This is a genomic window from Sphingomonas sp. BAUL-RG-20F-R05-02 (genome assembly GCF_022662305.1).
Taxonomy (GTDB): Bacteria; Pseudomonadota; Alphaproteobacteria; order Sphingomonadales; family Sphingomonadaceae; genus Sphingomonas.
Genome location: NZ_JAKNQH010000010.1, coordinates 1 through 13,736, shown reverse-complemented (window position 1 = coordinate 13,736; position 13,736 = coordinate 1). Strand labels below are relative to the sequence as shown.

The 13,736-nt window shown below is 63.9% G+C and carries 13 protein-coding genes; all 13 read left to right on the top strand.

Annotation, left to right across the window (positions count from 1 at the left end; genetic code table 11):
• Positions 1-70: 70 nt before the first annotated feature.
• On the top strand, positions 71-967 hold the full coding sequence (locus L8F97_RS17385; protein WP_242153103.1) for an EpsD family peptidyl-prolyl cis-trans isomerase: 897 nt from the start codon (positions 71-73) through the stop codon (positions 965-967).
• The gene (locus L8F97_RS17380) at positions 964-1,776 is read left to right on the top strand and encodes a polysaccharide biosynthesis/export family protein (protein WP_242153100.1); all 813 of its coding nucleotides are present in this window, start codon (positions 964-966) and stop codon (positions 1,774-1,776) included. Before L8F97_RS17385 ends, L8F97_RS17380 begins: the two co-directional genes overlap by 4 nt.
• 13 nt (positions 1,777-1,789) lie before the next feature.
• Complete coding sequence (locus L8F97_RS17375; protein ID WP_242153097.1) at positions 1,790-3,181, top strand: Wzz/FepE/Etk N-terminal domain-containing protein; 1,392 nt, start codon at positions 1,790-1,792, stop codon at positions 3,179-3,181.
• The gene (locus L8F97_RS17370; RefSeq protein ID WP_242153094.1) at positions 3,178-3,996 is read left to right on the top strand and encodes a tyrosine-protein kinase family protein; all 819 of its coding nucleotides are present in this window, start codon (positions 3,178-3,180) and stop codon (positions 3,994-3,996) included. Before L8F97_RS17375 ends, L8F97_RS17370 begins: the two co-directional genes overlap by 4 nt.
• Positions 3,996-4,901 carry an exosortase/archaeosortase family protein gene (locus tag L8F97_RS17365; RefSeq protein WP_242153092.1) on the top strand — a complete coding sequence of 302 codons (906 nt, stop codon included), beginning with the start codon at positions 3,996-3,998 and terminating at the stop codon, positions 4,899-4,901. Before L8F97_RS17370 ends, L8F97_RS17365 begins: the two co-directional genes overlap by 1 nt.
• Before the next feature lie 29 nt (positions 4,902-4,930).
• Entirely contained in the window at positions 4,931-5,617 is a 687-nt protein-coding gene (locus L8F97_RS17360; RefSeq protein ID WP_242153089.1) for an exosortase C-terminal domain/associated protein EpsI, read from the top strand.
• Between the two features lie 180 nt (positions 5,618-5,797).
• Positions 5,798-7,066, top strand: coding sequence for a glycosyltransferase (locus L8F97_RS17355; protein WP_313932039.1), 1,269 nt, complete (start codon positions 5,798-5,800; stop codon positions 7,064-7,066).
• Between the two features lie 220 nt (positions 7,067-7,286).
• Entirely contained in the window at positions 7,287-8,144 is an 858-nt protein-coding gene (locus L8F97_RS17350) for a glycoside hydrolase family 16 protein (RefSeq protein ID WP_242153083.1), read from the top strand.
• Positions 8,144-9,394 carry a glycosyltransferase family 4 protein gene (locus L8F97_RS17345; protein ID WP_242153080.1) on the top strand — a complete coding sequence of 417 codons (1,251 nt, stop codon included), beginning with the start codon at positions 8,144-8,146 and terminating at the stop codon, positions 9,392-9,394. The genes L8F97_RS17350 and L8F97_RS17345 overlap by 1 nt, the downstream gene beginning before the upstream one ends.
• Positions 9,395-9,566: 172 nt before the next feature.
• Entirely contained in the window at positions 9,567-10,523 is a 957-nt protein-coding gene (locus tag L8F97_RS17340) for a glycosyltransferase family 2 protein (protein ID WP_242153078.1), read from the top strand.
• A complete protein-coding gene (locus L8F97_RS17335; protein WP_242153075.1) occupies positions 10,520-11,668 on the top strand; it encodes a glycosyltransferase family 4 protein in 1,149 nt (382 codons plus the stop codon). The genes L8F97_RS17340 and L8F97_RS17335 overlap by 4 nt, the downstream gene beginning before the upstream one ends.
• On the top strand, positions 11,665-12,915 hold the full coding sequence (locus tag L8F97_RS17330) for an outer membrane beta-barrel protein (protein WP_242153072.1): 1,251 nt from the start codon (positions 11,665-11,667) through the stop codon (positions 12,913-12,915). The genes L8F97_RS17335 and L8F97_RS17330 overlap by 4 nt, the downstream gene beginning before the upstream one ends.
• Positions 12,916-12,956: 41 nt before the next feature.
• A partial coding sequence (locus tag L8F97_RS17325; RefSeq protein WP_242153069.1) for a UDP-glucose dehydrogenase family protein occupies positions 12,957-13,736 on the top strand: 780 nt, incomplete at its 3' end.

The window sequence follows — 13,736 nt, the reverse complement described above, 5'->3', positions numbered from 1 at the left end:
GCACCCGCTTTTTTCAAAGTGGGGAAGCTGCACGGATCGCGTTCGCGTACCGTCGCTATGTGGGGTATCGATGTTGCTAAGTCTCGTCCTGCACCCGCTTGCGCGGTGCAATCGGCCCTACGCGTCGCGCGGACTGGCGCTGGCGCTTGCCGCCGGGCTTGCCGGGTGCGGCGCAGCCAAGAACCCCGAACAGCTCATCGTCAAGGGTGACAAGTTCGAGATCACGCTCCAGGAATATGAGCAGTTGCTGCGCGGCCTGCCACCGGTGACGAAAGAAGCGGTCGCGCCGATGCGACGGGCGGTGCTTCAGGAACTGATCGACGAGAAGCTGCTGGCCGAGGCGGCGACGGGCGCCGGCATGGACCGCGACCCCGCAAACAGCCAGGCGATCGCAGCGGCAAAACGCAACATTCTCGCGCAAGCTTATGTCCATACCCTGACCGGCAACGTGCCCAAGCCAAGCGAAAGCGCGGTGGAGCGCTATTACAACAGCCGTCCCGCGCTGTTCGGCAGTCGTCGGCGCTTCGTTGTCGAAGAATATGTGCTGCGTAGCGATCTGCCCGACGTGCGGTCGTATGTGGAAACGCTAGATCACGGCGACTTCGCCACGCTCGCAACGCTGGTTTCGACGAAGATCCCGGGGATGCAGCCGGCAACGGTGACCCGTTTCAGCGACGAGCTTCCCGATGATCGCGGCGGTATGCTCGAGAAGCTCGGCGCCGGATCGAACATCGTCTACCAGTCGCCGGGCCAAATTCATCTCGGTCGTATTCAGTCTGCAACGGTAGAGCCGGTCGCGCTGGATCTGGCACGGCCGCGCATCGAGCAGAGTCTGGCTGCGGAGCGGACGTCGGCGATCACGGCGGCAGCGGTCAAGACCCTGCGCAAGTCTCGCAACGTCGAAATCGTCAACGCCAATCTGAAAGCAGCGTCGGCGAGCAACACGCAAGAGGCGCCAAAATCATGAAGCTGCGTTGTTTATCCGTAGCGATCCTGCTTGTGGTCGCGCCGCTGTCGGCACCGGCGACTGCCGCGCCACAGGATGCTCCGCGCGGCGCGCCGGCGGACGCATCATCCTATACGGTTGGTCCCGGTGATGTGCTGACCGTCACAGTCTACCGCGCGCCGGACTATGCCGCCACCGTGGAAGTCGCCGACGACGGCACGATCGTGCTGAACGCGATCGGGCGCGTTAAGGCGGCTGGCATGACCACCGCGCAGGTCGGCAGCGAAATCGCGCGGCGACTGCAAACGGGTGGTATTTTCCGCGATCCGGTGGTCAACGTGCTGGTGCAAACCTACCGCAGCCGAACCGTCTCGGTGCTCGGCGCGGTTGCCAAGCCCGGCGAATATCCGCTCGATCGCGGTGGTCTGACCATCACCGAGATCCTCGCACGGGCGGGGGCCACGCTGGGCGTCGGCGGCGGCACGGTCCGCGTGTTGCATCAGGACGGCTCGCAGCAAGATCTCGCCGCCGATCAGGTGCTGGCGGGAACGGTGAACCAGCCGCTGCAGCCGCATGATACGTTGATCGTGACGGAGAGCGCGACATTCTACATTTCGGGCGAGGTGCAACGACCGGGTTCGTTCCCGCTTGAGCCGGGATTGACGATGGAGCGCGCGATCGCGCTCGCCGGTGGCGTCACGATGCGCGGCGCGCGCAGTCACCTCAAGGTTACGCGGCACGTTGGCGCGGCGGACGAACTGATCCGTGCCAAGCCGCAGGATCCGGTGCAACCGCGCGATCTCATCACCGTCGGCGCACGACTTTTCTAGACAGGCGACAGCGATGACTCCCAAGCATCTCGGCAAGGTTCTTCTGGAAAAGTGGAGGATCATCGCGCTGTGTATCGCTTTGGCGATGGCGCTGGCGGTGCTCGATCTGGTCGTGACCACGCCGGTCTATAAATCCACCGCAACCGTGGTCGCGGGCGTGCGTGCGCCAGAGACGATCGGCCCGCAATCGGTCGCGGAGCAGCTGTCTTCGGACTATCTGCTTACGCAAGAGGATATCCTCAAAAGCGACCGTGTCGCGCGGCAGGTGGTGACCGACACTGGCCTCGCCAACGCGCCTGGCGTCATCCAGCAATATGGCTGGGAGCCCACGGACGGTGCGTTGCCCGATTTCATCGCCAGCAAGTTGCGCAACGGTCTGCTCGTCGATTCCAGCGTGACCAATTCGCGCGTGATGGAGATCAGCTTCCTGAGCGGGAATCCGCAGTTCGCCGCCGCAATGGCGAACGCGTTTGCCAATGCCTTCATCGACGTCAACGTACAGTTGCAGGCGGATCCGGCCCGCCGCACCGTCGCCTCGTACACGCGCCAGCTCGACGCGTTGAGCGGCAAACTGCACGAGATGCAGGCGCAACTCGTCGCCAAGGAAGGCACACTCGATATCGTAGCGGGCAAGGGCGAGAACGACCCGGACAGCGCGCGGCTCAATGCGTTGTCCGCGCAACTCGCTGCCGCACAGGCGCAGAGCGCCGCGGCATCGGCGCACGCGGGAGCCGGAGCGTTGCCGGACACAATGGCGAGCGGGGTGGTACAGGGCCTGCAGACCGAGATCGCCCGGCTCGAAGCGCAACGCAGCCAGATGAGCGCCACCGCCGGACCGAACAATCCTGATTATCGGCAGCTTGTTGCGCAGATCGCCGGCTTGCGCGGGCAGCTATCGAGCCAGGAGGCGCTGATCCGCAAGTCGGCGGCAGCGGCGGCGGCACAGGCGCAGGCAATGCAGTCCGGTCTCAACGGCGCGGTGACGGCGCAGCGCGGGCGCGTAACCAAGGTGCGTGCTGCGCAAAGCGAAGTGTCGGTGATGCAGCAGGACATCGCCAACCTCCAGGCGTCTTACGATCAGATCGCGCAACGTCGCGCGCAGCTTCAGGTGCTCGACAATACCGGGCAGACCAACCTTTCCTTGCTGTCGCCAGCCACGCCGAGCGATACGCCGGTGCTGCCGCGGCGGCTGCTGACGCTGGCGCTGGCGCTGATGACCGGCGTGGTTGTGGGCATCTTGCTCGCGCTGACGATCGAGTTCTTCGACCGCCGCATTCGGTTCAGCAGCGAGATCGAAAGCTGGCTTGGTATTCCGGATCTGGGCGCGATCCGGATCAGCCCACCGCGGCCGATGCGGTTGCCGCGCATGGTTACCGGCCTTTTGCCAAACACGAGGGCACAATGATGGAGCACGTCAGCCACGAATGGGACGATCTCTCGGTTCGGATCGCCGATCTCTTGGCCGCGGAGCGTCAGCGCACCGGTGATGCGGCAGAGGATCAATCCGCGTTGGTGAAGGACCGCGAAATGCTGTTCAGTCGTGCGGCGGCGTTGCTGGCAGATGCCCCGCGCCAAGCGGCGCCCGCCAGCAACATCAGCGCGTTACCGCCGGGGATGGGGGTGGCGGACGATCTGTTCGTTCTGAAGAGCCCGCACTCACCGCGCGTTGCGGATCTGCGGCGTGTCGCGCAAACGCTGGCGATGCGCTGGTTCCTTGGCAATCCCAAGCAGCCCGCGCTCTCGATCATAAGCGCGGACCGGCGGGAGGGGCGCACCGCCGTCGCGGTGAACCTTGCGTGTATTTTCGCGCAATCGGGCGTTCGGACGTTGTTGATCGACGGCGATCTGCACAATCCGGCGATCCACGCCAAGTTTGGCCTTGACGAGCCCCGACCTGGCACGATCTGCCGGGCGGTGCAGGGCGTCGATCACCTCGCGGTGATCACGGCGAGTGCGTTGCTGGAGCTGAAGTCGGATCGTTTCATGCAATCGGCGTTGCAGTCGGTGATCGAGACGATGCGCAGCGAGTTCGAAGTAATCTTCGTCGATACGCCGGCGGCGGCGACCTCCAACGACTATCAGATCGCCGGACTGGCCACCGCCGGGGCCTTGTGCGTGACGCGTGAAGGCGTAACCCGTGCGCGGCGCTCGTCGCGGGTGCTCGACCTGTGCGAAGATGCCGGGATCGCCATCGTCGGCGGCGTGATGTTGCGACCGTGATGGGGACGGGCGCCATTCGGTTGCCGGAGGGCATGTCGGATGTGCCGGCTCAGGATGCCGGTGCGGTCTCCAGGCCGCAGGGTCGCGAACTGGTTGCGCTCGGGCTGATCCTGGTCGGGCTGGTCGCGCTCTACGCGCCGGTGCTGATCGAATATGGTGCGTTGTTCCTGTGGAGCGAAGACGACAACCACAGTGGCCTGCTGCTGTTGCTGGTATTGTTCGGCTATTGGCAGGATCGCAAGGCGTTCGCGTGGACCGCGACGTCGCGAGAGGTGGGTTATGGCGCGACAGCGATCCTGTGCGGGTTGCTGTTGTACTTTGTCGGCCGGATCACGGATTCGGTGCAGATGCAGGGCGTGTCGCTGCCGGCGATCATGACGGGGCTGGCGATGGCGTCTGGCGGGTTCGCGCTCGCGCGGCGGTGGCTGCTGCTCAGTACGTTGCTGATCTTCATCGTGCCGTGGTTCGGGCCGATCGCGGATGCCTTGCTGGTGCCGTTGCGGCTTGGGCTGACGCATTCGGCAGCACGGCTCGCGGCTTGGCTGGGCTTTCCCGTGAGTACCTCCGGCGTGTTCATCTACGTCGGGTTCGTCGAACTGAACGTCGCTGGCGCGTGCGTGGGGCTGCGCGCAATGGTGTCAATGACGGCGATCGGGTTCCTTTTCCTGCATTTCTTTCCGGCGCGGTCACTGGGCGCCGGGCTGTTGTTTGTCGTGCTGATGCCGATGATCGCGCTGGCGGTGAACTTCCTCCGGGTATTCGGCCTGATCGTGACGACGGCCGTGGCGGGCGTAGGCGGCGAGGCGTTCATGCATGACGTGGCGGCGTATCTCGAGGTCGGCATTGTGCTGTTCGCGTTCATGCTGCTCGGCAAGGCGCTCGGACCGCGGGCTGAGGCCGCATGATGCGCCGGCGTGACCTGATCGGAGCGGGTGTGTTCGCCGGGCTTGCCGCAACCGCATCGGCCGGAGCGATCGCCTTTCGGCGGGCGCAGCAGGAGGTGCCGGTTGGGCGAGGTACCATTCTGACGCACCTTCCGGCGCAACTCGGCTCGTGGCATTTACAGGCTGCGCGCGCCGACATGATCGATCCGGTCGTGGTGGACATTGCGTTCTCGCAGGCGCTGGAAATGTATGACCGCGTGATCGAGCGCGATTATGTTTCGCCGGTGCTGCCGCGCATCATGCTCAACATCGCGTACAAGCGCGAAGTGCGTCAGGAGGAGCGGTTCCACTGGCCGGAATTCTGTTATGCGACGCAAGGCTTCCACGTGAAACGGCTTGCGCCGATCGCTTTAGGACCGGCTGGCGACAACGTCACCCTCACCCAGTTCGTCGGCCAGCGCGAGGAGCGTCGCGAGCGCGTCGGCTATTTCATGCGAATTGGAAATGCCGTGCCGTCCGGATCCCTGGCTGTTCGTGCGGCCTTGTTCCGGCAAAGCCTCGCCATGCATCTTCCCGACGGCGTGATGGTCAGGGCTTCGTTTTTGGAAGATGACATCGCGCAGGGCGGAGCGACCACGCCAGCCAATCTGCTTGCCCGTTTTTTCCGGGAACTGGTCCAGACCGCGAGTGCGCCGCTGGGCGAGATCCTCGTCAATAAACATCCGAAGTCGATCTAACAACAGTCTGACTGACCGGGTTACGTGTATATACCTACGTATAACATGATACTCGAAGGTCACGTCGCCAACCTGCGATACGATCTGCAATAACGGGATAAGACTTACATTGTTGCTTCAAATTACGATTGGATATCCTTCGTAATTTTAAATGATGTGGGGTAATTAAAGGGAATCGTGATGGGTAAGCTATCGCATAATCAGTTTAGCGAACCTGCACGTCTTGGGCGGCCGCTTGTGATTGCGCACGTACAGACTCGCATGAACCGGTCTGGCGGTGCTGAAGAGAATACCTGGGCCTCGTGTGTCCACCAGGCGCAGTCGGGGCACATTGTGCATCTGTTCTGTGGCCGATCCTCCGACGTTGAGGAATATGCGGGTCGCGGCACACCGGTGCGCGTGCATCTGGTTAGCGAACTGGTGCGGGAGGTATCCGCTCAGGACGACCTTGCCGCCTACCGCAAGCTGTCGACGTTGTTCGACGAGGTGCAGGCCGATATCGTCCACACGCACACCAGCAAGGCCGGCATCGTCGGGCGCCTCGCGGCGAGCAATGCAAAAGTACCGGCGATCGTGCATGGCGTCCATATCCTGCCGTTCAGCAATGTCGGCCTGGCGGAAAAGCTGGTCTACCTTACCGCCGAGCACATCGCCGCGCCGATGACCGATCACTTCATCCACGTCAGCCACGGCACGCGCCGCGCCTACGCACTGGCGCGTCTTGGCGGTCAGCGACTCCATTCGGTTGTGCGCTCGGGCATGAATATCGAGAGATTTCAGACCGCGACGATGCCCGACGACTGGCGCGGGATGCTGGGCGTCGGCCCGACGGCGGAGAAGCCACGGACGATCCTGATGATGGCGGTGCTGGAGGCACGCAAGCGGCAGGCGGAATTCATTACCGGCTTCGCCCGGGTGACGCGTCCGGGCGAAAACATCCGCCTGCTGCTTGCCGGCGATGGACCGGATAATGAAATTCTTGCGGCGTTGATTCACTCGCTTGGCGTCGGCGATCGGGTCAAGTTGCTTGGCCACAGGTCCGATCCGGAGCGGCTTGTCGCACTGGCCGACGTTTCAACGCTCGCGTCTTTGCGGGAAGGACTGCCGCGCACGATCGTGCAGAGCCTTGCAGGTGGCAAGCCGGCGGTCGTCAGTCCTTTGCGAGGGATCGAGGAGATCATCGACAGCGGGCGCAACGGTATCGTCGTGCGCAGCAAGGATGCGCAGGCGGTCGCGAGCGAAGCGGTTGCGCTGGTGAACGATACCGGTCGGCTGAAAGACATGACTCAGGCGGCATCGACTGCCCCGGTCGAGGATTGGAAGTTCCCGTCGATGTTCGCGCAACTTGACGAAGCGTATCGTGAAACGTTGGCGCTTCCCCGCGTCGTGGCACGGATGGGCGCGCGTGAAGATGCGCGCGCGCAGCAGGCCGTATATCGCTGCGCCTGAAGAGCGGTGAGAGTTCTGGCAAGGGGGACGACTGTAAAAAGTCGTAATTTGAAAGATTCTTGGTGAATCATTCGTTTATATATCTAAGATTTGTCATCTATTCCGCAGTACTGCGGATGCCTATCTGCGTAATCAATAAACTAAACCTTCTATATTGTCTTGGACGAGAGCGTTGGCTGGCAGCGGGTGCTTGCGAATGTCCTCTTGCAGGAGGAAGGTTATGGTAGGAACGATCAAGCGTGCTGGCATTAAGGGCGCAGTGTGCGCTTTGGCTTTGTGGCCGTGCGCAGCGTTCGCCGACAACGGATGGAGCGAGGCACAGCGCGGTGCTGTGTTGGACCTGGGTAAATCGAAACAGGTCTATGGCGAGAAGTTCAATACGCCGCGACCGTTTTCCGGTCCGGTCTTGTGGGCAAAGCAGCACACCAACGTTGGTCTGGAGAAGTTCGACGCCGCAGGCGGTCGCGCGTATCAGAACCAAAGCGGTGCGCTGGCGATTCAGGCGTATAAGGACGATGCCGGGATCCACAGCGGGCACGTTCAGTCGGTCAACAGCAGCCAGGCATATGACGGTGCGCCGGTAGTGCCGGGAGCGAATGGCTTCTCGTGCACCGCTTGCTATTTCGAGACGAAGGCGCGTTTTCCCGAGGCGAAGGGCACGTGGGCGGCGTTCTGGCTGCTGACGCCGGATCTGCCGTCAAAGCGCGGGCATCTCGAGGTCGACGCGATCGAATATTACGGTTCGAGCGACAAGCGCGGCCATCATCACACGATCCACCGCTGGGGGCCGAACGAGAAAAAAGGCCATACCCAGCATAACGACTATACCGGCATGAACGCCATCGCTGACTTTGGTTGGCACACCTATGGTGCGGACCTGCGCGGGGTTGCGACGCTGGGCGGCAAGCCTGCGATCGTCATTTACATGGACGGCAAGGAAGTCAGCCGAATTGCAGCGGACGCGGATTATTTCACGCGTCCGTTCTACTTCAACCTGACGCTTTCGATCAATCCGAAGGACACACCGGCGACGTTGCCGCAAACGGTCCTGTTCGACTACGTAAAGGTCTGGAAATAATGGGCGACGACGAGGATGCGCGAAAGCCGGCGGACACGCGCGAGCGATCGCTCATCCTCGTCGTAGCGGCCTATTTCCCCGACAGCTACGGCGGGGCGGAGCGGCAAGCACTGATCCTCGCCGAAGCGCTCGGCCGGCGCGGCGTGACCGTCACGCTCATCGCGCCGACCGTGGCGCGGGATGTGCCCGCGGTCGAAGAGGCGGTGTTCGGCCGCATCGTGCGCAAGCGGTTGTCGGCCTATCCGAACCTTGGCGGGCGCAACTTGCTGGCGTTCCTCGCGTGGAGCCTGTGGGTGCCGTGGCGATTGCGTGACGCCCGCTGGCGCAGCGTGCCAGTGTACGTGTTTCACGCCCGACTGCATGCGTTGGGGCCGGCGCTGGCGGCGATGCGGCTCGGCTCGCCGCTGCTGATCAAGCTCGGCGGCGGCGGCGAAGCGTCCGAGTTCGCGGCGCTGCGCGCCAAGAAATACCTATATGGTCATTGGGTCGAGCGGCTGTTGCGGCGACGGGTCGATCTGTTCGTCGCCAACAGCACGCAGATCGCCAGCGAATTGCGCAAGCTCGATATCGCGCGGGAACGCATCGCCAAATTTCCCAACGGCGTTGCGTTGCCGGCAATGACGTTGCTGGAGGCTGCGATCGCCACGCGAAGCGGCCGTCGTTTCATTTATGCGGCGCGCCTCCACCCCGACAAGAACGTCGATGTGCTCTATCAAGCGGCGATGCGGCTCGCTGCGGAAGGTGCCGGAGTGCATCTTCGCCTGGTTGGTGACGGACCCGAAAAGGACCGGCTCGCCCCGATCGCGGCGGCTTCGTCGCATCCCTCCGCAGTGTCGTTCGCCGGGTTCGTCGCGGACGTCTATCCCGAATTGCAGGTGAGCGATTTCTTCGTGTGCGCCTCCAAACGCGAAGGGCAGTCCAACGCCCTGCTCGAAGCGATGTCGGCGGGTGTCATCCCGATCGTGTTCAAGGCAAGCGGAGTCGAGGAGGTCGTTTCGGACGGGTGGAACGGCTTCATCGTGGAAGACTCCACCCCACAGGCGTTCGTTGCGGCGATGCGCCGTGCGCTCGATCTGAGCGCGGCGGCGCGGCGTGAAATGTCGCTGGCGGCGCGCGCGTTCGCGCAGGAAAATATCGGGATCGACGCGATCGCTGCCCGCACACTTGCTGCGATAGACGCCATCGACCGTACGGGTACAGCCGTCGCCGAGCCCGTGCGTGCCAACGATCTGATCGAAACGCGGGCATGACGGCGACCGCGCGTGGCCTGCGACTGGCGCCGCCAGCATGCCTGGCGCCTCGTGTGGATATGCGCATCGTGCGCAGCCCGCGCCGCTCGGCCCGGCTCGCCTGAGTGATGTCCCGCACGTTCGCCTTGTCCGCCCGCGTGTCTCGGCACGCATGTTGTCCGGAGATACTGCCATGTCGCTGACAGTCGCGGTTATCATGACCTGTTATAACGAGGGCCCGTATATCGGCGCGGCGGTGCGCAGCGTGCTGGACCAGACCCGTGCTGACCTGATCGAAGCGGTGGTGATCGCCGACGACGGTTCAGATCCCGCGACCCTCGCGGTTCTACGCGATCTGGAACGGTGGGACGCGCGAATCTGCGTCCTGTACGGTGAGGGCGGGGTGGGTGTACCCGGCCAGCGCCGCCGCGCGATCGCCGAAACGCGTGCGCCGGTGCTCGCCATCCTTGATGGTGACGATCTGTGGACACCCGACAAGCTCGAACGGCAAATGCCTGTGCTGGCGGGGGACGCCGCCGTCGGCTTGGTCTACGCCGATTTCTACGTGTTTCCCGATGGCGACGTTGGCGCGGCGCGGCGCGCGGGCGTGCTGGACATCACCGCCGAGGCTGATCTGTCGCGCACCTATTTCCTCAACGATCCACCGATCATCCCGTCCACGACGCTGTTGCGCCGCGATGCTTATGACGCGGCGAATGGGTTCGACGCGGCGGTGCGTGTCTTCGAGGACACCGACTTCTATCTTCGGCTCGCGGGCGTGACCCGCTTCGCGTTGGTCGACATGCCGCTCCTGTATAAGCGACAGCGCGGTACCAGCATCACCGGTGGGCGCAAGGATCTGATGGCGCACCACGCCTATGTCGCTTTGAAGGCGGCGGCGGACGCGCCTGCGCTGTTGCCGCTGGTGCCGCGCCGCCTGGCGGAGCGTGCGCGCAAGCTCGGCAACCATCGTTTCCTGCTCAACGACCCGGCGGGCGCGGTGCGGCTGTTGCGGCTGGCGGTGCGGCTCGATCCGCTTAACTGGCGCGCTTGGCAGTCGCTCGTCGCAACAAGCCTGTTCCCCAGGCTCGCGCTGAAGATGCTGGGCGCGGGTGGGCGGGCGCGTCAAGCGGCGCTGGGCGTCGCATGATGTTGCAACGCGGCCACCCGCCGGTGATGATCGTCACTTGCGAATACGCGCCCTTCCCGGGTGGCATCGGCACCTATGCGGTCGAACTCGCCACCGCATTGGTGTCGAGCGGACACCGGGTGATCGTCGTCGCAGCCGCCTACGATGGCGCGGAGATGCTGCCGGCGGGAATCGAACATCATCTGATCTTGCGCCACCATAAAGTGCCGTTGGCGGCGGCCCCCAGGCTGCTCGGTGTCTTGCGGCGCCTGCCATCCGACACGATCGTGCTCGCCGCCGATATCCGCAGCCTGTTGGTGTTGCGGATGCTTCAGCCGTTCCACGGTCTCCGTTACCGCGTGATGGTGCACGGCAGCGAGGCGAGCAAGTTCCGGCGCGGCAGCGCGATGTTCGCGATCGTGCGGCGGGCCTATCTCGCGGCGGAACTGGTCACGTACAATTCGCAGGCGACGCGTGACATCTTCCGCGCGCAGATCGGCCAACCTGTGCGGGAGGCGATCACCTACCTTGGCGTTGGCCGGGAATGGTTCGCGCCGCCGGCGGCCGGTGCTTTCGAGCATCAGGCGCTTGCGTCGGTGCCGGATGGGCCGCTGTTCTGCAGCGTCGGGCGGCTGGAACCGCGCAAAGGGCATCTCGATACGATCGCCGCGCTTGCCCGCGCGCGCGATGGACATGGCATGGCCGATCCGGTCTATGTCGTCGTCGGCCGGGCCGAGGATGATGGCTATGCGCAGGCGATCGCCGAGGCAGGCCGTGCGCACCGGGTCCGCACGGTGCTGGCCGGGCGCCTGTCGGTCGACGATATCAAGCGTGTCTATGCGCGCGCCGCCGCGAACCTGCTGTTCGCGCGCGCATTGCCCGGCAAGATCGAAGGCTTCGGGCTTGTGCTCGTCGAGGCAGCGGCGCAAGGCTGTCCTTCGATCGCGGCGTCGGTCGGCGGCATCCCGGAGGTGTTGGGCGAAACCGGCGCACTGGTCGCGCCGGACGACCTTGATCGGTTTGCGGCGCGGATCGCTGAGTTCGCCGGCAACGCGGCGGCGCGGACGGCGCGCGGCGCGGCGGCGCGTGCGCGCGCGGAACGCTTTACCTGGGCGGCGTGCGCGCGGACGACGTTTCCGGAACTGTTTGCAGGCGTCGCGGCATGATCGTCATCGAACACGACACCGCATCGACCCTGCCAGGTAAGGCGCGATCGCGCTGTGCGGCTGGATTGCTGGCCGGAGCGGCATTGTTCGCGAGCGGGAGCGCGGCTGCGCAAAGCTACCGCGTCACCCCGACCGCGTCGGTCAGCTATGACGACAACCTGTTCCGGCTTCCCCCCGCGATCCGGGAGAGCTTGCCCGATCATGGTGAGGACGTCGTCACCTATCTGGCGGTGAACGGCGATGCGCAGACCCGGATCGGCGTGATCGTGGTTGATGCGCAGGCCATGGCGGGCAAGACCTTCCACGCCAACAATCCCGCTGTCGACACGTTCAATTACATCGGCAAACTGAGTGCGATGTACAAGACGGGGCAGGCGACGGTGGACGCGTCCGCGTCGTACCTGCATGCGCCGGTGTCGTTCGCGGATTCGAACAGTACCCGCCGGGTATTGCGCAGCACGACCGATCTGAACCTTGATGCGTCGCACGATCTGCTCGGCGATTTTCGTGCGGTCGGGCGGTTCGAATATCTCAAGATCGCGCTCTCCGGTGGCGGGCTCACCGCGTACAGTTCGGACCGCGTAACCGGCAGCGGCGGGTTCGGCTATTATTCGCGGAGCGGGAACAGCATAACGCTCGAATATACCCGCACACAGGCGACCGGGGATTCCGCACGCCCCGTCCTGATCGGTAACGCGGTACAAGTGTATCGCGGCAATGCGCTCGATAGTTCGATCCTGTCGCATGTCGATTACCAGATCACCGGCCTCACCAGCATCAACGGCACGTTCGGCTATACCAGGCATAACGATCGATCAGTGCTAAACGCCGATTTCGCGGGGCTGGTCGGCAGTATCGCACTACGCTGGTCACCGTTGCCGGGGCTGGTCGTCAAACCGGCGTTCCGGCGTGGCTTTTCGTCGGAGACCCTGCTGTTCTCCAACGGTGTGGTGGCGACGCGGTACAGCCTGTCGGTCAGCGAGACGGTGTTCGGCAGGCTGAGTGTGAACGTCGGGCTTAGTCGCGAGAACCGTCGGTTCCGCTACGACCTGCGTGCGACAGATCCGTTCGCGGTGAACCGAACCGAGCAAACGACTGTCGCCAATGCGGGCCTTTCTTACATGACCGGGCTAAAATTCTCGCTCGCTCTCACTTATGAGCATAACCAACGCGATTCGACGCGGGTTGATTATCCGTACGCGGCCAACACCTTCACCTTTACGATTTCGCGCGATTTCGGCTCGTAATCGCCGGCACCACTCTACGAACACAAACGGGGGCTCTTCACATGAAAGTCACAATGATCGGATCGGGCTATGTCGGCCTGGTATCCGGAGCATGCTTCGCGGACTTCGGACATGACGTGACGTGCGTCGACAAGGACGAACGCAAGATCGAAGCGCTTAAGGCGGGCAAGATCCCGATCTTCGAGCCCGGTCTTGACAATCTCGTGTCGAGCAACGTCGCCGCCGGGCGGCTGGCGTTCACCACCGACGTAAAGGCAGGCGTTGCTGGCGCGGATGCGGTGTTCATCGCGGTCGGCACGCCATCGCGGCGCGGCGACGGCCATGCCGACCTGTCCTACGTCTATGCCGCCGCTGCCGAGATCGCGCAGGCGATCACCGGCTTCACCGTCATCGTCGACAAATCCACCGTGCCGGTCGGCACCGGCGACGAGGTCGAGCGGATCATGCGCGAAGCCAATCCGAACGCCGAGTTCGCGGTCGTCTCCAACCCCGAATTCCTGCGCGAGGGCGCGGCGATCGACGATTTCAAGCGGCCCGATCGCATTGTCATCGGCGGTGACGATCCGCGCGCCATGGCGGTGATGCGGGAGGTGTACCGTCCGCTCCACATCAACAAATCGCCGATCGTGGAGATGGACCGCCGCGGCGCCGAGCTGACCAAATACGCCGCCAACGCCTTCCTCGCGGTGAAGATCACCTTCATCAACGAAATCGCCGATCTGTGCGAGAAGGTCGGCGCCAACGTGCAGGATGTCGCGCGCGGCATCGGCCTCGACAACCGCATCGGCTCCAAGTTCCTGCATGCCGGGCCGGGCTATGGC

Excerpts from the sequence above, each read along its gene's own strand:
- L8F97_RS17385 (WP_242153103.1), top strand. The coding sequence starts at position 71 with ATGTTGCTAAGTCTCGTCCTGCACCCGCTTGCGCGGTGCAATCGGCCC.
- L8F97_RS17380 (WP_242153100.1), top strand. The coding sequence starts at position 964 with ATGAAGCTGCGTTGTTTATCCGTAGCGATCCTGCTTGTGGTCGCGCCG.
- L8F97_RS17375 (WP_242153097.1), top strand. The coding sequence starts at position 1,790 with ATGACTCCCAAGCATCTCGGCAAGGTTCTTCTGGAAAAGTGGAGGATC.
- L8F97_RS17370 (WP_242153094.1), top strand. The coding sequence starts at position 3,178 with ATGATGGAGCACGTCAGCCACGAATGGGACGATCTCTCGGTTCGGATC.
- L8F97_RS17365 (WP_242153092.1), top strand. The coding sequence starts at position 3,996 with ATGGGGACGGGCGCCATTCGGTTGCCGGAGGGCATGTCGGATGTGCCG.
- L8F97_RS17355 (WP_313932039.1), top strand. The coding sequence starts at position 5,798 with ATGGGTAAGCTATCGCATAATCAGTTTAGCGAACCTGCACGTCTTGGG.
- L8F97_RS17350 (WP_242153083.1), top strand. The coding sequence starts at position 7,287 with ATGGTAGGAACGATCAAGCGTGCTGGCATTAAGGGCGCAGTGTGCGCT.
- L8F97_RS17345 (WP_242153080.1), top strand. The coding sequence starts at position 8,144 with ATGGGCGACGACGAGGATGCGCGAAAGCCGGCGGACACGCGCGAGCGA.
- L8F97_RS17340 (WP_242153078.1), top strand. The coding sequence starts at position 9,567 with ATGTCGCTGACAGTCGCGGTTATCATGACCTGTTATAACGAGGGCCCG.
- L8F97_RS17335 (WP_242153075.1), top strand. The coding sequence starts at position 10,520 with ATGATGTTGCAACGCGGCCACCCGCCGGTGATGATCGTCACTTGCGAA.
- L8F97_RS17330 (WP_242153072.1), top strand. The coding sequence starts at position 11,665 with ATGATCGTCATCGAACACGACACCGCATCGACCCTGCCAGGTAAGGCG.